The following is a 17979-nucleotide window of genomic DNA, read 5'->3' on the forward strand; positions in this document are numbered from 1 at the left end:
TATTTTGTTTTGACAAAATTCAAACAAATTTTCTCTTTATTTACTATTAGTTTCCTCAAGGAAAGTAGTTTCTTTAAGGAAACCAACATTCATCGTGAAATCATAAGCCCTAACTTTGTATTATGAAACTGAAGAGTCAAGAAGAAATAAAAGACGCCATTGAAAAAAGTTGCGGACAAGACCATACACAGGGTATTTTAGCTGCGCGTGATGTAATGGAAATTTTGGCAGGTAAATGGAAAATTCAAATCATTGCTACGCTTAGTTTTGACGGCAAAAAACGATTTATGGACTTATTAAGGCAAGTAGATGGTATTGGGTCTAAAATGCTATCGAAGGAGCTTCAAAATCTGGAAAGTCATCAGTTAATTACCCGAACTGTTTGTAATACAAAACCCATCACAGTAGTGTACGAAATAACTGAATATGGACAAAGCCTTAATGGCTTAATTATCGAAATGATAAGTTGGGGGATTGAGCATCGTAAAAAAATAATGTCATAATAACAGGCTGGGTATTAAGTTTAATATTTCTAGTGAGGGACTTAGGTCCCTCACTAGAAATATAGGATAATGTACTCATTATCAATATATTATTCTAAGCATTTTGAGAATTCAATGCTTCTAAAGCTTTTTCAGGTGATGATAGATACAATTGGTATAAATCTGCTGTGAATCCTACATGAATTTCATACTCATCATTTTTCAAGCCTTCCAACAATCTTTCTGCTACTACATTAGGTTTGATACCGTTACTTCCACCAATCTCAGTTGAAAAATCAGTGTCAACCAAAGGAGGCATCAATTCAAATACTTTAACATTGGTTGATTGAGCAAGCGTGAAACGTAAAATTTTGCTATATGAATGCAAAGCCGCTTTAGAAATAGAATAACTTGGGATAGAGAAAGCAGGTGCAAAGGCTACGATAGAAGATACATTGACAATGGCAGCATCTTCATTTTGTGTTAAGAGTGGCAATAACTTTTCATTTAATCTGACAATCGATAAATAATTAGTGATTATTTCTTCTTGTGATTTTTCAAAAACATTGACTTTGGTATCAATCAAATTATATACGTGTGCCAAGCCAGCATTGTTAATAACAATATTTAGACTAGGGAAATCTTTTTTCAGTATTGCTACCAATTGTTCAGTATCTTCTGCATTCGAAACATCAGAAACAATAGAAGTAACATTTTCTAATTGTGCAGCTGCTCTGGTCAAACGTTCAGCATTTCTTCCTGTAATTATTACTTTATTTCCGTTCTGAGAAAATAATTTAGCCATTTCAAAGCCAATACCAGCACTACCGCCAGTAATTAAAATTGTGTTGTTTTGAGTTTTCATTATTGTATTTGATTATTTGTTATTTTTAAAATTATCCATATACCAATCAGTATATTTGTTGTTAAAAAAATACCTTGTCACAAGGCTATTTTTTGAATGATTTCTTTAATTGTCTCCAGAGATTGATTTAAGAGCAATGGATTTTTAGTAGTTTTTGTCAAAAAAATACCCCCTTGTATCAATGCAATGATGGATGTTGCAGTTTTACTGATTTCAGTGTCAGCCCTAAACTCTTGGGCTTCGATACCAGCCGTAATAATATTTTCTAAAGATTGTTTCCAACGTGTAACTCCTTCTGCTACCTTAATTCTGAAAAGTTCATTCGCATCGTCAGCTTCAACACCCGTATTTAACAAAGGACATCCGCCATCTTCCAGAAAACAACTCATCTCTGCACTACTATAGATAGTAGGAAATGCCATCAGTTTATCATAATTGCTCTTAGATATTTCTAATTGCTGAGTAATCAGTCGATTCCTTTTAGATAAGTTATATTCAAAGGCTGCTAAAGCTACCTCTTCTTTGTTTTCGAAATTACCATAAATACTTCCTTTGGTCAGCTTTGTAGCGTCTGTTAAATCAGACATTGAAGTCCCCGCATACCCTTTTTTATTAAAAATACCTGCGGTAGTTTCAATAATAAAAGCCCTAGTTTTTTCTGATCTTGGAATAAAAGCCATTTCTATATACTGTTTGGTATTTCATTTTAGAAAAAATAACCGATTGTTAAATCGACGACACAAATATACCAATCGGTATATTAAAAACAAAACTTTATTGAAAAAATTTATAAATTATTTTTCTTGAACTAGTTCAATGATAACAATAGAAGGAATACTTTAATTTTGTAAAACAGTTTTCTCTTGATAAATTAAACAGATAATGAACTCTATGTATAGATAAAGCTGTTTATTAATTTCAGTATAAAATATTAAAATAAAATGACAGGTACATTCGAAGAACTAATAGCCTCCTCAACACCAGTTATTATTGACTTTTCGGCAGAATGGTGTGTTCCATGTAAAAAAATAACACCCATTTTAAGTCAGTTAGTAGATGAACTAGATGAGGAAGTTTCAATTATAAAAATTGATATTGATAAAAATCCAGTTTTAAGGAAGAAGTATAATATAACAGCAGTGCCTACGCTGATTGCTTTTAAAAATGGCAAACAAAAGTGGCGTCACACTGGGATGATTACTTTGGCGAAAGCTAAACAGGCTGTTAGAAGTATTTGGTAAATCAGTATTACCTTTCATTAGGGTGCGACTGTAAGTACTAACGATTACTCACAATTGTATAAATAATTGATAATCCGTTTATTTATCACTAACGAGGGACTTAAGTCCCTCGTTAGTGATAAGGATGGAAACATCACAGATGTAGTCGCACCCCAATAAAATAAAGATTTGTACAATCATAATTTTATTTAAAATTTACAAAAAGTGTCTACCCATTTCTTGATAAGCCCTACCCTTTCCTTGATGAATTTATGGGTAAAAAAGAAATTCGACCAGTCTTCAAAGTGTTCGAAATGATATTTGAAAAAATACATCCAGAACATATATCCTAAATACGGAATCATCGCGATTTCCTCCTCTGATAATGCTCTATTTTCTCGGTATCCTTTAATAAAAGTCTTGAAATCAACATCTGCTTGTTCCTGAGTGATAGCTTTATAATGTACATGGAAGAAAAAGTGCACAAAAAATGTCATAACATCATTTACCAAAAAACCTTTTGCAAAAAAGTCAAAATCAAAGAAAGTAATATTATCCTTTTCGTCAAAATGAAAGTTCTTAGGCAAATAATCGTAATGACAATAGCCATAACCGAAATCTTTGGTATCAAACTGATTTAGTTTATTAATTACTTTAAGGCTCGTCTCTCTCAGGTATTCATATTCCTCTGGCAAATCTTTGAAAGCGGGTTTAATCACTTCTAAAGGAGTAAGTAATGTGCTATTAATATCTAAAGTCTCACGTTCGTAACTTAATGCTACTTTCGAGCTAATATTATGGTTCACTGCCATCTCTCTCCCGACAGTCAGCAATTGCTCTGTACTTAAATCAAAAACAGGTTTTCCTGGCGCAAAGTAGAACAACACACCATACCTTACTCCCTCCGCTACATTAAATGCTTGAATATCTTTCCCTTCCTTATCTGGGATGGGATAGGCTACTTTTGCCTCCTTGTTTTTTAAATGGTAAAGCAGTTCTACTTCTGCTTTAATTTCTTCCAGACTCCTATGCGTATTTCGATAAATCTTGAAGATATACTTCTTGGTCTCATCTTCTAACAGATAGGTATCGCTGACATTCCTAATCAATAAGCGACAAAACATATTAAAGCCATATTTTTCATTAAGGAATGCATTCAAGGCTTTTGTGGAAACTGCTGAGTACTGTGTGGGGAAAATAGCGTTCATAGTAAGTTTTTTTTGAAGGGGTGCAAAGGTAATCAAAACATTATATTTTATGTATAAAAATATCAAATACCTCCTCAAAATTAAAAACTTTTCATTTGTTGTTAAAATAATTGTCAAATCGTTTGTTATTTAATTGTACACAATTTAATTTTGCACAATAAATAATACAGCGATGGATATTTTAAAACTCGAAAATCAAGTATGTTTTCCAGTATATGCACTATCAAGGCATATAACATCTCTTTATCGTCCACATCTTGAAAAAATGGGGTTGACTTACCCACAGTACTTAGTGATGTTAGTTTTGTGGCAACACAACCAAGTAACGGTAAAAAAATTAGGGAAAAAACTATGGCTAGATAGTGGCACACTAACCCCTTTACTTAAGCGATTGATTGAAAATGGTTTAGTCACTAAAAATCGCTCTGAGCTAGATGAAAGATTAGTTGACATTACCATCACTGAAAAAGGAAAGGCCCTTAAAGAACAAGCATTATTGCTACCCTATACATTAATAAAAGAGTTGGAGACTGATGAAGAACAATTTTTAATGTTGAAAGCCCAAATCGATAAGCTGTTAGAAGTAAAAGAATCAAAGAATATTTAAAATAAATCAACACAACTATAACAATGGAAAAATTGTATACAGCCGTAGCTACTGCTACTGGCGGAAGAAATGGCAACGTAAAAAGTTCTGACGGAATTTTGGATTTAGAAGTTCGCATGCCTAAAGCCTTAGGAGGTGCTAATGATAACTATACTAATCCAGAACAACTATTTGCGGCTGGATATTCAGCATGTTTTGATAGTGCCCTTAAATTGGTTATTAAGATGTCTAAAGTAGTTACTGGTGAAACATCTGTTAAAGCCGCAGTAAGTATTGGTAAAATTGAAAATGGAGGTTTTGGATTATCAGTTGAACTTTTTGTAAATGTACCGGGTGTTGAACAACAAAAGGCTGAAGAATTGGTTAAACAAGCTCATCAGGTATGTCCATATTCAAATGCTACGAGAGGTAATATCGAAGTGACATTAACTGTAACGACAGAAGGTTAATCTTTTTTGAATTACATTTCATCTTAGCCTGCTAAATACGTATTTAGCAGGCTTTATTATTTGGATAGTTACTTAACAAGTGCTTTATTTGTAATCATTCTAAATAATATACATATGATTTTACAACTAAAGGAAATTGGCAAATACATATTGCTTGGTTTATTAGCCTTAATTATCAGTACAACAATATATGAACAAAGCTGGCAGATTTATTTCAATTCAAAGAAGCCTGACAGGAGTAATTTTTGTAATATAAATGGTATTAACATTCATTATGTCAAAAAAGGTGATGGGGGACCTACAGTGGTTTTTCAGTCTGGACTTGGTGGCGACTATAAGATATGGCAACAAATTCAGGATTCTGTTGCTAAACATACCACAACGATTTCGTATGATAGAGCAGGCTTATTATGGAGTGATGAGACTAACAAAACAAAAACGTTTGAAAACATCACCTCAGAGTTACAAGTATTACTTGAAAAAACGAATTGTCCTAAACCATATATCTTAGTCGGGCATTCTTTGGCAGGCATTACTCTCCGCCCATTGATTATCAATAATCAACATGATATTCGAGCCATCGTATTTGCCGATGTTTCTCATCCCTTACAAATAAAGAATTCTTCCGCAGCATTAAAACAATACTTAGTCGTACCTCCCAAGTGGCTAATTGCTGCTTTAATAGAAACAGGTATTGCTAGGATATATTTCTCGTTTAAGCCCTTTATAAGTGATTTGCCTACCTCGCATTGGATGAATATACACATAAAGGATTATTTTTATAAATCGTATAAAACATTCCTACAAGAAGCTGTTGATGATGACCCGATGTTTGAACAAGCTGAAAAGATTAACTCTTTTGGCAATATTCCATTAACTATTCTGACGGGAGCTTATCCTGAAGGAATTGATTTTGTCAATAAAAAATCCTTGGTAAATGAATACCTTAATTCGCATCAACATTATCAAAAAGACCTATTACATTTATCTACTAATAGCAAACAGATAATTGCTCGTAATAGCGGGCATTATATTCCTCTTCAAGATGCCAAGATTGTAATTGAAGCCATTAGAGAGCATTTGAATATCTCTCAATAAAAAGAATATAGACAATCATCAATTAATTGATTAAATCTACCTTATTATTTAAGATTTTTGTAGAAAAAACAAAAATCATGAACTGGATTATTTTAATTATTGCAGGTTTGTTTGAAGTAGCATTTGCTTTTTGCTTAGGAAAAGCTAAATTGGTTGCAGGTAATGAGGCTTATTGGTGGTATGCTGGATTTCTAGTAGCACTAACCTCGAGCATGTTGTTATTAATCAAAGCAACACAAACCCTACCCATTGGAACGGCCTATGCTGTTTGGACAGGCATTGGAGCAGTAGGCACTGTATTAATAGGAATATTAGTTTTTAAAGAACCAATCAGTTTTTGGAGAGTTTTCTTTATTATCACCCTTATCGGTTCAATAGTTGGTTTAAAATCAATATCTCATTAAATTATCATAAAATTGGCATAAACCCTCTTCATACAAAGAGGATTTATCATTACTTCAATAAGCAAACCTAACCATGGAAAATTATAGCATTGTTATTTTTATATTAGCCCTCATGATTGTCTTTACTGCCATCGCAGAGAAGATAAAATTGCCAAACCCCATCGTACTTATCACTGTGGGCATGGCCATAGGATTCATTCCTTCTATTCCTAATATAGAGATTAATCCTGAAATTATCATGCTAATATTTCTTCCTCCACTCCTATACGATGCTGCTTTTAACATTTCTTTTAAAGAATTCAAAACACATGGACAGACAATCAGTGCTTTAGCCATAGGGTTGGTATTTCTTACTACTTTGGGCATTGCTGTTATCGGGCGTTACTGCATTCCAGGCATGAGCTGGTCGGTAGCTTTTGTATTAGGTGCTATCCTTTCGGCTACAGATGCAGTAGCTGCTATAGGCATTACAAAGGGATTGGGACTTTCGCACAAAACAACCACTATCTTAGAGGGAGAAAGCTTGGTAAACGATGCCTCAGCACTAGTAGCTTATCGTTTTGCCGTAGCGTCTGTTACAGGTGTTGCTTTTGTTTGGTGGAAAGCTACTTTAGAGTTTGTCATTTTGCTATTAGGTGGACTAGCCATAGGCTTAGTAATGGGTATAGTATCAGCTTATACACTCCGTTGGTTTCGACAAAACCACTTAGCTATTATTAGCCTTATGGTATTGATGCCTTTCGTTACTTACTTGTTAGCGGAAGAAATTCATGTCTCTGGCGTAATTGCGGTAGTTATTTTAGGATTAAGCATGGCTAGGCTAAGTAGGGCAAAATTCCCTAAAGAATTAAAGCAACAATCATTAAATTTTTGGGAGATAAATATCTTCTTATTGAATGGGTTAATATTCATTCTAATAGGCATACAGTTTCCTATTGTTTTAATGAGTATCGATAAAACACAGATTCTCCCCAATATTGGTTATGCTTTTTTGATTACAATAGTAGCCTTATTAATCAGAATGGCACGTGTATTTTTACAGAAAATTAATTTACAAAGAGGTTTCAGAGATAAACGTGGTAAAGTCACTTTTGATGCACTATTAGATTTGAATAATAGTATCATTATCAGTTGGTCTGGCATGCGTGGCATCGTATCCCTTGCAATTGCCTTGGCATTGCCCGTAACGCTTGAAAATGGTCAACCTTTTCCAATGAGGAACACCATTATTTTCATTTCCGTGGCAATGGTATTATTCACCATTCTTGGTCAGGGGCTTACTTTACCGTGGATTGTAAAACGCTTAAATAAAAAGGAGGAGCTTAGTTAAGCTCCTCCTCCACTACTTTTTTCAGTGTTGCATATTTCTTTTGTCTGCCGTCTGATTTGAGGTAAAAAGCCATTAAAAACGCACAATATTTTTTATCATTATTCACCCACGGAAAACTTCCAAACAGTCCCGGACTACTAACAATATTATTTCCCATCAGCCATTCGCCATAACCATAACTTAATGTTCCTGCTTCTGCTGGCGAATAAGCAACTTTAACATCGGCAGTAACTCTATTTACTTGCATTTCAGCAATACTATTCTCAGAAAGGATTCTTTTTCCATTAAATGTACCTTTGTTCAATATCATGATTAAGAAATTCATGTAATCATGAGGATTACTACTTGCCCCACCAGCTGGTAAGGCTACTTTACCTTTACCAAAATCTGTGTTTTTCATCTCTAAAGGTTTGGCAATTCTTTCTGCAAACAGCGTTTCAAAACTTTTTCCACTAATTTTTTCAATGACCGCCCCTGCTATTTGTAAACCAGTATTACTGTAACGAAAAACTTTTCCATGAGCACCTTCCATAGGATATTCCGCAATTTGAGCTATCGCTTCATCCATGCTATTAAGTTGCCTCATTTCTCTTAAATTCTCTCTCAAATCAGGTGACTGAATAGCTGTCATGTGCGATAGACATTCACTAATGGTAATAGCTCCCTTCCCATTTCTTGAAAGAACAGGCAAAAACCTACCTACAGTATCCGTCAATTTTAATTTACCTTCATCTACAAAGGTCATTACTAATGCGGCACTTAACCATTTACTGCAACTGGCAATTTGTAGTTTAGATGTTTCAGTGAAATCATCAAAATCTACTGTTTTACCTTGTCTTTTAGCAATAAACGTCCCTAACATCCGCTGTTTATTATTCATTTGGTTTACAGAATGTCTGTAAACAGTCTTGCCATCTTTATAAACAACTAACATCAGTCGCCCACTCATGCTTGCTACATTATCATCCAACCATTTATCTACCTTTTCAAAAGACTGTTGAGCATAGCTGTTTATAAACACTATTAATAACAGCAGTATTAATCCTATTTTTTTCATCATTTCAAATTTGATAAAATCTTTCTATAAAGGCGGATCAATACTCATAGCAACACGCTGTCCTGATTGAAGTGCCCCTTCCATATAGCCGCAAAAGCCCGTACTAGTATGCTCTCCTGCAAAATACATTCTATTTTTATAAGGTTGTTCATTCAGCATTTTTATTTTTGTACACACCTCTCCAACATTAGGGAATGAATAACCTGTTTTTGTCCATTGTTCTTCTGGCCACGACTGTAAGTGCGTTTTTTCTACTGCCCCTGTATATCCTTCAAAAATATTATTTAGTTTTGTTTTATAATAGTTATCCCTATCAGGTTGTGCTAAAATATTATCTGCAAACGTACCTCCGCAAAAAGAAGATAAATCCATTTGTTTACCAGCTATTTCTATTTGATTATCGCTACCTTCCCATGTCATACCAAGCGGTCCGCATAGTCCAGAGGGTGCCACTCCTTGCTTAATCCAGAAACGATTTTTTAAAGCACTCATATATTTTATGGCATTTCCCATTTGGCTTCGGTAATTCATAATTTCGGCATCCATTTGTATATCTTTCCAGACAGTAGGTGGCGTAGCTAAAATCACATATTGAGCTTCTTTTGTTTCACCTTTGGCAGTAATTACTTTTACAGACTCATCGAAAACCTCTATTTTATTAACTGGACAGTTTTTCTCAACTCTATTTCCTTTAGCAATAATGGCTTGTTCCATTCGCTTAGCCAGTTCATCATTACCGCTACTACACCTATAAACTTCAGTCATAGTCCAGTAGTTTTCACCTCCACCCGCTTTAATTTGAGCAAGCACAGCCAATAAACTTTGTTTTTCCATAGGTACCACATTATTGTTGGTATATTCCGCATTTAAGGCTGCATATAAAAGTGCTTTCTCTTTTGCTGGAATTGCCATACTACCTATTTTATCGTAAAACCAACTAGAAAGCGATTTGCCATCCAAATAAACGGCGTCTTTGCTACGCCAAGGGAACACACAATCAACTGTTTCACTCAGCTCACTTAATGCATCAAGAACAATACCCATATTCAACGTGAGTTTTATTGCATCTTCTTCCGATACTGGCTTATCGTCAATAATTAATGGTTCTTCTAAAAGAGCACCCGTAAACATATCTTCACCTGTTACTACATTAAAGCTTAGTCCAAAGCCCTTCGCTAATTTTACCCACAAAGGATGATTAGAACCGACCAATTCTGCCCCAAATTCAATGATTTGACCTCTCGCAAAATCATTTTTACTGAATACTCTTCCACCAACTCTATCTCTTGCCTCAAATATAGTAACGTGGTGCCCCCTTTCGCTAAGGAAGTAGCCAGCACATAAGCCCGCAAAGCCTGCACCTACAATTACTACATTAAACTTTCCATCTGTAGTAGGGACAGCTTGTAAAAGACGATTAACATCGGGGCTGATTTCATTTTGGAGCCTTAAAGCATATTGGTTCTTTTCATAACCAGTTGGTGTAGTACCAAATTTCTTAAGGAGTTTTGCATAGAGTGATCTTGCCATAGTTTTATTGTTTAGGTATTGGAATACTGTATAAATATAAGCAGATTTATTTGTAAATAACTTACAATAAATTATTAATTTATATTTTAAAACACATAAAACATCTTTTATCTACAAAATTCATCTATTACAATTAATATTTATATCTATTAGTCTAGTACGGCTTTATAACTTGTCCAGTATTAGCTCCAAATACACTTTTACGAAAGCCATATTCAAGTTGTTTCATCGTTACGGGAATCTCTCCGGGGAAAAATGGAAAATACTGAGGTGAATCTTCAATAACCGTTGGGCTAACAGCATTTATTCGAACACCATTTTCTAATTCAATAGCTGCTGCTCTTACAAAAGCATCAACAGCACCGTTGGCTGCTGATGCATTGGCAAAATTCAATTGTGGCTCATGCGTTAAAGCTCCTGAGATTAAAGTGAATGAACCTTTGGGGTTTATATAATGCTGTCCGATAAGTACCAAATTGATTTGCCCCATCAATTTCCCTTCTAGTCCTTTACGGAACTCCTTATCAGTCATCTTTTTCCAAGGACCTACATACGTTGGGCCAGCCGTTGAAATCAAGGCATCGAAAGGGCCAACTTGTTTAAACAAATTTTCGATTGATTCTGTAGATGTTATGTCTGTGATAATATCTCCACTACGTGAGCCTACTTTTATTATTTCATGCTCATTCTCTAATGCACTTACCAAGTGTTTTCCCATAGTGCCTGTAGCACCTACTATAATAATTTTCATCTGCTTTAAATTGTCTAAAAATTTTCAAAAATAATTTCTCTATTAACCATTATTCCAGTAGTAGTTCCCATCGCTACAGCATTAGCTACTGTACGCAATCGTGTTACATTATCACCACAGGCAAAAACACCTTCCATAGTGGTTTTATGAAAAGCATCTATTTTAATATATCCCTCCTCTGTTAAGTCACATCCTAACATGGTGGGAATCTGACAGTGTTTTTCAAAGGCAATACGCGTATAGAGTGCTTTAATAGCAGTTTTTGTTCCGTCCTTAAAGAGGAGGTTTTGCAGGTATCCATTAGAATGTTCTAATTTTTCAATAGGTGTTTCTACAATTTCAATTTGGTGTTTTTTCAATTTCTCAGTTTGTTCGCTTGTTAGCGTTGACGTTCCGTTCGTAAACAATGTTAAGTCTTTAGTCCAATTCGAAATAAGGGCAGAAAATTCAAATCCATATTCACCATTTCCTAAAATCCCTGTCTTTTCACCTTTCACCTCATATCCATGACAATATGGACAGTGAATCACTGATATTCCCCAACATGCAGATAAACCATCAATATCAGGCATTATATCCTTGATACCAGTGGCAAAAATCAATTTGCCTGCATGAAATACTTCACCTGAGGCTACTTGAATATCAAAACCATTGTTAGTTTTGATTCCTTGTGTTGCCAGACTATTAAAAAACGTTACTGTGTTATAGCTTTCTACTTGTTGTTTAGCCAGTATTGTAATCTCTTGAGGTGTTTTACCGTCTTGGGTAAGAAAGTTGTGTGAGTGTGGCGTTTGTCTGTTGCAAGGTAATCCACTATCAATAATCAATACCTGCTTTAATGCTCTGCCTAAAGTCATACCTGCTGCAAGTCCAGCGTAACTCCCTCCTACAATTATTACGTCAAAATTTTTATTATCTATCATTGCCTTAAAGAATCTAATTTTGTTCTTTGCAAAGGTAGTTTTTGGCCAGATGGAAAGGATAGGACAAAAATGTAGTTGTATGGGATTTATTTAAAGTTGTGTCTAAAAGTATCAGGAGTATACCCAGTATGTTTTTTGAAGAATCTGATAAAGTATGAAACGTCTTCATAGCCTAAATAATAAGCTATTTGAGTGATTTGATTAGAAGTTGCAAGAAGATACCTTTTAGATTCTAATATAATATGTTCATTAATAACCTCTGAACACGTCTTTCCTAATGATGTCTTAATGATGGCATTCAACTGGAACGTTGAAAGATTTAGCATATCGGCATACGCAGACACCTGCTTGTGACTATAAATATGCGTCTCCAAAAGTTTTAAAAACTCTTCAAGTTGTCCTTGTGCGTAAAGATTAGCCTTATCTGTTATTGGATTACTCCCCTGCTTCCGAATAAGCTCAATCAATAAAATACCCATATTGGCTTTAATTACTTCCAGATACCTTTCTTGCTTGTCCGTATATTCCTGAGAGATACAATATAATATAGCAATCAATTTTTGAAATTTATTAGAGTCAAATTGATAATGATTGATATTACTTGTCTTGCGTAATAATTGGCTGGCTGATTTATCATGTGGAGAGTAAAAATCGGCTCTAAATTGCACCAAATAACCAGTACTTCCAGCGTCTAGGATAAGTTCATGTACCTGCCCTGGTCGCATAAAGAAAACCGAATAGTCAGAAACAGTGTAAGACGTAAAGTCGATATCATGTTTACCAGTACCTTTTTTCACCATTAGCATATAAAAGAAATCATGCCGATGGAGTTCTTGCACCATGTCGTTTTCAGCAAGTAAATCACCAATATCTCGAATACTAAAGCTTTCAGAAAAATCTGGTTCTTTTTGGCTTACTTTAATATGTCTTATGGGGATTTTTTCCATGTATAGTAGAAGATATTTTATTAGACAAGGCTTTAAAGTTAAGTAAAATCAATTGATTGATGTGTTAATAAGTAATATTTGAACTGGAATTATGTATTAATGCTTTATCATAAAACTTAAACACTGAAACTTTAAAGAACATTGGAATCACCCAATATGACACAAAAAGTTTATACTTTTTATAAACATATAAATACTCTTTCTGTAACGACAGTATCGAAATTTTAAAATAAATACCATTTTTTAGTATATTTGAACGAAATCATTCGGATGAAATGAAACAGAAATCAGCAGAATTAATTCAAGCCTAATTTAAACCTAGACTTTGCACCCCAAACTATGATGTTAAAAAATACAATTTTTTGGTTTTTATTGTTAACCGCTGGTATTGGATATGCCCAAACATCTATCAGACGGATTGACAGTTTGATTAATGTTGCCAAAAGTTTAAATGATGTAGATTCTAGTAGTAGGATATTGGCTACTATTAAACAAGAATCTGAAGAAATCGACTATAAAGGTGGTATGGCCAGCTATGTGCTGATAGAAGGAGTAAATCTATTCAATAGAGGAAAATTTGATGAAGGATTGAAATTTACTTACCAAGGTGAAAAGTTAGTGCTAAATACTGGTGACAATGCCAAAATATCTCATCTTTATGCTTTAAGAGGAAACTGTTATAATGCTTTGTTTTTTTTTGAAAAAAGTCAGGAATGCCTACTTGAGGCCAAGCAGTATGCAGAAAAAATCAAAGACGACAATAGCAGATATAATAATCTCGGCCGGATATACAAAATCATGGCTGCTAATTTTAATAAGAATCCAAAAATCAAGAACGTAGATTCTGTAATATTCTACCATAAAAAAAGCTATCAGATACAGAGTAAGATTACAGGAAATGGCGTTAATCAATCTGGGGTTATTATCCAAGCCGCAGGTATTGGATTGGCATTCCTTCAAGCAGGGAAAAGTGATTCCGCAAGACACTATTTTGAAAAATCAATCGCACTTGCAGAAAAGAATAATCTTTCAAAATTTGCAGTGGAGGCACTGATTGGCCTTGGTAATATCCACTTTAATGAGGGACATTCAGACATTGCTCTGAAATATTACTTAAGAGCACTTTCATTTGTACAGAAAACGAAAAGTGCCAGCAATATGAAGCTGGTTTATGAGGCTTTGGCAAAAACCTATAAAAAACTGGGCGACAATGATACATCAATAGAATATTATCAAAAATATGCGGAGGCAGTAGAAAAGATAGCACAGGCAAACAAAACAGCTATCACCATTCCTATCGATTATATCATCAAGGAAAGAGAAAATTTATTGGAAAAGGAAAACGAACTGCGCAATAGCTATTTTGCTTTCACAATTTGTGTTTCAATACTGTCTATACTGATTGTAATTATCCTATATAAAAATATCAGTACCTCCAGAAAAAACAATCGTGCCTTGAACCGTATCAATAAACAGATGGTATCCCAGAATGAATATCTACAGAATACGCTAGAGGCACTAGAACAAAGCAATGAAAAAAACAAGAGGATGACACAAATTATTGCTCATGACTTACGGAGCCCAATGGCAGCAATAGTTGGGATATCAAGTTTAATGATAGACGATAATAACCTTATGGAGGAAGACCTTGAAATGGTTAAATTAATCCATACATCAGGTGAAGATTCTCTGAAATTCATCAGTGAAATTCTCCAAAAAGAATCGAAGTCGACAATACTTAAAAAAGAGCCGATAGACCTTCATCAATTGCTTAGTTATTGTACCACACAACTGCAATATAAAGCTAAAGAAAAAAACCAACTCATTACCCTCAATAGCAGTCCTTTGACTATTCCTGTGAACAGAGAAAAAATATGGAGAGTGATTAGCAATTTAGTTACCAATGCCATTAAATTCAGTCCTACAGGCTCAACGATATCTGTTACATTGAATGTTGAAATAGATAGGGCCGTGATTGCTGTTAAAGACGCAGGTATTGGAATACCTGACAACCTAAAGGATAAAATCTTTAATAAAAGCGAAGAAAGTAAAAGGTTAGGCACTAGCGGAGAAAAATCTTTTGGATTGGGCCTAGCTATTTCCAAGGAGATTATAGAAGAGCATGGTGGCACTTTGAGCTTTGAAAGCCACATTAACGTTGGGACTACATTTTTTATATCATTACCGCTGACCTAGCTGATAGCAAACTAGTTTGCTATCAGCTAGGTCAAAATCAGAGGATGAAACATATACTCGGCAAAACTAAAACTTGATATATCTCAAATGCAATTATGTAATATGTATTATTGCATTGTAATAACAACTTTTCCTTTAGCACGTCCACTTTCAACATACGCTAATGCGTCTGGAGTTTTCTCAAACGTAAATACCTTATCAATTACAGGTCGAATGATACCTGATTCCATCAGGGTTGTGATTTTACTTAGTTGGCTGCCTTCTGCTTTCATAAAAAGGAAAGAATAACTAATTCTCTGATGCTTTGCCTTCTTACGGACACTAAAACTAAGTAAGGATATTATTAGTTTCAGAAGCCATCCGAGTCCTATTTCCTTGGCAAAGTCTGGGTCTGGTGGACCTGATATTGAAATAAGCTTTCCGCCAGGTTTAAGTATATTCAACGATTTTTTAAGGGTCTTTTGATCTTGGCTATTCAGAACAACATCATAACCACTGAGCTTATCTTCAAAGTTTTCTTTCTTATAATCAATCACCACATCGGCACCTAATGATTTGACCCATTCCACATTCGCTGTACTAGTTGTAGTGGCTACAATCGCTCCTAAATGCTTGGCTAGTTGAATAGCGATAGTGCCCACGCCACCAGAGCCTGCTTGAATGAAAACCTTTTGTCCTTTTTTTAGGCTGGCTTTCTCTACCAATGCTTGCCAAACCGTTAATGCCACCAATGGAATCGATGCAGCTTCTTCCATGGTAAGGTTTTTAGGTTTAAGTGCCACATCCTTTTCATCTATAGCAATGTATTCGGCAAAGGTTCCTATATGATAATCCGCAGCACGTGAATATACTTCGTCGCCCACTTTAAAATGACTTACTTTTGAACCTATTTTGGTAATAATACCAGCTACATCATGCCCAAGAATCAAAGGAAAATTATACGGGAGCATTAATTTAAACTCACCTGTTTTAATTTTTGAATCCAGAAGATTTACGCCAGCTGAGTGAACCTCCACCAAAACCTCATTTTCGCCTACTATTGGAACTGGAACATCTGCAAGTTGCAAACTGCCTTTTGTATATTTGTCTATGATAAATGCTTTCATTTTAATTTTTTAAAAGTTGATGGCTTTTCTTTGGATTAACTAATTTAAAGGCTGTTTTCGGGAAAAACCTATTAATCAGGTTAAATAGTTTGGCATCGCCCACGCGGATTGTATAATGCTCTTTTTGTAATCCAACGATAAGGCCTTTTACCATTTCTTGAGTAGATATTTTTTTATCGTTTCGATCTGCGGTCATCTCTGTAGCAACAAGTGGAGGAATCAATTCAAATATTTTCACTTTACTGTCAATAATCCGTAAATGTTCACGTAGCGATACAGTATAAAAAGCCAATGCTGTTTTAGATGAAGAATAGGTGGCTTCAATTAACGAGGGAGCTTGGCTGAGTATTGATGTTGTGTTGATTATTGCAGCTTCTTTCCTTGATTGTAGCATATCCATAAAGAGATTATTTAGCCTTAGTACACCCAGATAATTAACTTCCATTTCGTAGGCTGCACCCTCAGTATGTTTGTCATTTGCAACACCCAAATTTGATGGCGGAACTAGTACAGCAGCATTATTATACAGGATATCAATACCGCCCAATTCTTTTACTTTATCAAAAAGAGATTTGGCATCTTCTTTATTTCCAGCATCACTTTGAATGGCAATAATGGCAGGATATGCCTTTTTAGCAGCATCTAGTTTTGTCTGGTTTCTTCCTGTAATGATTACTTTAGCACCAATTGCTAAAAATTGCCTGACAGCTTCAAGCCCAATGCCCGATGCACCGCCAGTAATTAATATCGTTTTATTCTTTAAATCCATGTCCTTTTGTTTTTGATGTTATATACCTACAGCGTTATCCAATTCTTGTATAGCTTTTTGCAAACGTTCTGCATTTCGATTATTGATAATAACTCTTTTGCCTTCGGCACTTAGTTTTTTAGCGATAGCTAAGCCAATACCAGCACTTCCGCCATTTATAAATATCGTATTTCCTGTAGTTTTCATAGTTTAATTTTTATGTGTGAAAATATTTTTGTTATTGATATGAATGAACGTTATAATTCTAATGCACCATTATATTTTATACTAAAAAGTCTATTTCAATACCTAAAAAAGATGTATACTTATACTTAAAATAAACTTTTTAGTATATTTTAAGTCCTAAAAAAAAACTAAATCAAATAATTATTTAATTCTGTTTTCAGATTTTTTATGAGGGCTTGGATAGGCTTTGAAGTATTCAACATCCGGCACATCACAACAGCGCCCTCTATCGAGGCCACCGCTTTAAACGCATAACCAACAGTATCAAGTTTATCAGATAACTCACCATTTTGGATACCTTGGTTTAAGATATTGACAAATAATTCTTGTCCCTGTCTTATTACATTAGCTACCTTTTCTTTAACAGCTGGATTATTATCATCAGATTCTACAGCCATGTTAAACACAGGACATCCACCTTTAATATAAGTTTCTAAAGGATCCTTATAATAGTCAAGATAAGCAAATACCTTAGTTGTGGCTGTCTTCGCATTACTAATATCAACCAATAATCTCTGTGCATTACTTTGCAACATGTGATCTACAACTTGCATGGCTAAATCTTCCTTATTTTCAAAATGACCGTATAGACAGCCTTTAGTTAGCTTGGTAGCATCTAGTACGTCGTCTATATTAGCACCAGCTATCCCTTTCTTATTGAATATAGGGGCAGCCATTTCTAATATAAATTGTTTTGTTCTTTCTGCTTTCGTTAACATGATTAATAAATTATAGCACAAAAATATACTAAAAAGTTTATTTTACAAATTTTACATAAATATATAATTACAATGAAACAACTCGTATAGATT

The 17979-nt window shown here is 34.5% G+C and carries 20 protein-coding genes; 8 read left to right on the forward strand and 12 right to left on the reverse strand.

Going from position 1 to position 17979, the window contains the following annotated elements; genetic code table 11:
- Positions 1-122: 122 nt before the first annotated feature.
- Positions 123-503 (forward strand): winged helix-turn-helix transcriptional regulator, encoded by a 381-nt coding sequence (locus AC07N0_RS16165; protein WP_494589994.1) that lies wholly within the window; start codon positions 123-125, stop codon positions 501-503.
- 94 nt (positions 504-597) lie between these two features.
- On the opposite strand, the gene AC07N0_RS16170 is transcribed toward AC07N0_RS16165, so the two are convergent.
- The gene (locus tag AC07N0_RS16170) at positions 598-1347 is read right to left on the reverse strand and encodes an SDR family oxidoreductase (protein WP_494589995.1); all 750 of its coding nucleotides are present in this window, start codon (positions 1345-1347) and stop codon (positions 598-600) included.
- A 77-nt stretch (positions 1348-1424) separates the two neighbouring features.
- Positions 1425-2027 carry a TetR/AcrR family transcriptional regulator gene (locus tag AC07N0_RS16175; protein WP_494589996.1) on the reverse strand — a complete coding sequence of 201 codons (603 nt, stop codon included), beginning with the start codon at positions 2025-2027 and terminating at the stop codon, positions 1425-1427.
- 261 nt (positions 2028-2288) lie between these two features.
- On the opposite strand from AC07N0_RS16175, the gene AC07N0_RS16180 reads away from it, so the two are divergent.
- Positions 2289-2588, forward strand: a complete 300-nt coding sequence (locus tag AC07N0_RS16180) for a thioredoxin family protein (RefSeq protein ID WP_309916497.1) — start codon at positions 2289-2291, stop codon at positions 2586-2588.
- 188 nt (positions 2589-2776) lie between these two features.
- On the opposite strand, the gene AC07N0_RS16185 is transcribed toward AC07N0_RS16180, so the two are convergent.
- A complete protein-coding gene (locus AC07N0_RS16185; RefSeq protein WP_494589997.1) occupies positions 2777-3775 on the reverse strand; it encodes a phosphotransferase enzyme family protein in 999 nt (332 codons plus the stop codon).
- Positions 3776-3947: 172 nt separating this feature from the next.
- Here AC07N0_RS16185 and AC07N0_RS16190 point away from each other — a divergent pair, with 172 nt between their 5' ends.
- The 5 genes from AC07N0_RS16190 to AC07N0_RS16210 all read left to right on the forward strand — a co-directional run bounded on the left by AC07N0_RS16190 (position 3948) and on the right by AC07N0_RS16210 (position 7663).
- Positions 3948-4382 (forward strand): MarR family winged helix-turn-helix transcriptional regulator, encoded by a 435-nt coding sequence (locus AC07N0_RS16190; RefSeq protein WP_494589998.1) that lies wholly within the window; start codon positions 3948-3950, stop codon positions 4380-4382.
- 23 nt (positions 4383-4405) lie between these two features.
- Positions 4406-4831 (forward strand): organic hydroperoxide resistance protein, encoded by a 426-nt coding sequence (locus AC07N0_RS16195; RefSeq protein ID WP_494589999.1) that lies wholly within the window; start codon positions 4406-4408, stop codon positions 4829-4831.
- Between the two features lie 114 nt (positions 4832-4945).
- On the forward strand, positions 4946-5929 hold the full coding sequence (locus AC07N0_RS16200; RefSeq protein ID WP_494590000.1) for an alpha/beta fold hydrolase: 984 nt from the start codon (positions 4946-4948) through the stop codon (positions 5927-5929).
- 77 nt (positions 5930-6006) lie between these two features.
- Positions 6007-6333, forward strand: a complete 327-nt coding sequence (locus tag AC07N0_RS16205; protein ID WP_492799369.1) for a DMT family transporter — start codon at positions 6007-6009, stop codon at positions 6331-6333.
- A 73-nt stretch (positions 6334-6406) separates the two neighbouring features.
- Positions 6407-7663 carry a Na+/H+ antiporter gene (locus AC07N0_RS16210; protein ID WP_494590001.1) on the forward strand — a complete coding sequence of 419 codons (1257 nt, stop codon included), beginning with the start codon at positions 6407-6409 and terminating at the stop codon, positions 7661-7663.
- On the opposite strand, the gene AC07N0_RS16215 is transcribed toward AC07N0_RS16210, so the two are convergent.
- From AC07N0_RS16215 to AC07N0_RS16235, 5 genes are all read right to left on the reverse strand, one after another.
- Positions 7656-8723 (reverse strand): serine hydrolase domain-containing protein, encoded by a 1068-nt coding sequence (locus AC07N0_RS16215; protein ID WP_494590002.1) that lies wholly within the window; start codon positions 8721-8723, stop codon positions 7656-7658. The two genes, AC07N0_RS16210 and AC07N0_RS16215, sit on opposite strands and share 8 nt — an antisense overlap.
- A 21-nt stretch (positions 8724-8744) precedes the next feature.
- A complete protein-coding gene (locus AC07N0_RS16220) occupies positions 8745-10250 on the reverse strand; it encodes a flavin monoamine oxidase family protein (protein ID WP_494590003.1) in 1506 nt (501 codons plus the stop codon).
- A 154-nt stretch (positions 10251-10404) separates the two neighbouring features.
- On the reverse strand, positions 10405-11001 hold the full coding sequence (locus AC07N0_RS16225) for a short chain dehydrogenase (protein WP_494590004.1): 597 nt from the start codon (positions 10999-11001) through the stop codon (positions 10405-10407).
- A gap of 14 nt (positions 11002-11015) precedes the next feature.
- On the reverse strand, positions 11016-11924 hold the full coding sequence (locus AC07N0_RS16230; protein ID WP_494590005.1) for an NAD(P)/FAD-dependent oxidoreductase: 909 nt from the start codon (positions 11922-11924) through the stop codon (positions 11016-11018).
- Between the two features lie 86 nt (positions 11925-12010).
- Positions 12011-12871, reverse strand: a complete 861-nt coding sequence (locus tag AC07N0_RS16235) for a helix-turn-helix domain-containing protein (RefSeq protein ID WP_494590006.1) — start codon at positions 12869-12871, stop codon at positions 12011-12013.
- A 339-nt stretch (positions 12872-13210) separates the two neighbouring features.
- Here AC07N0_RS16235 and AC07N0_RS16240 point away from each other — a divergent pair, with 339 nt between their 5' ends.
- Positions 13211-15067: a tetratricopeptide repeat-containing sensor histidine kinase gene (locus tag AC07N0_RS16240; RefSeq protein ID WP_494590007.1), complete on the forward strand. Its 1857-nt coding sequence runs from the start codon at positions 13211-13213 to the stop codon at positions 15065-15067.
- A 107-nt stretch (positions 15068-15174) separates the two neighbouring features.
- Here the strand turns inward: AC07N0_RS16240 and AC07N0_RS16245 are convergent, their stop codons facing one another.
- From AC07N0_RS16245 to AC07N0_RS16260, 4 genes are all read right to left on the reverse strand, one after another.
- Positions 15175-16173 carry an NADP-dependent oxidoreductase gene (locus tag AC07N0_RS16245; protein WP_494590008.1) on the reverse strand — a complete coding sequence of 333 codons (999 nt, stop codon included), beginning with the start codon at positions 16171-16173 and terminating at the stop codon, positions 15175-15177.
- A gap of 1 nt (position 16174) precedes the next feature.
- Complete coding sequence (locus AC07N0_RS16250) at positions 16175-16942, reverse strand: SDR family oxidoreductase (RefSeq protein ID WP_494590009.1); 768 nt, start codon at positions 16940-16942, stop codon at positions 16175-16177.
- An 18-nt stretch (positions 16943-16960) separates the two neighbouring features.
- A complete protein-coding gene (locus AC07N0_RS16255; protein ID WP_494590011.1) occupies positions 16961-17128 on the reverse strand; it encodes an SDR family NAD(P)-dependent oxidoreductase in 168 nt (55 codons plus the stop codon).
- A 167-nt stretch (positions 17129-17295) separates the two neighbouring features.
- Positions 17296-17886: a TetR/AcrR family transcriptional regulator gene (locus tag AC07N0_RS16260; RefSeq protein WP_494590012.1), complete on the reverse strand. Its 591-nt coding sequence runs from the start codon at positions 17884-17886 to the stop codon at positions 17296-17298.
- Between the last annotated feature and the right edge of the window lie 93 nt (positions 17887-17979).

The sequence above is a fragment of the Arcicella sp. GW821-FHT09D11 genome (genome assembly GCF_059416265.1).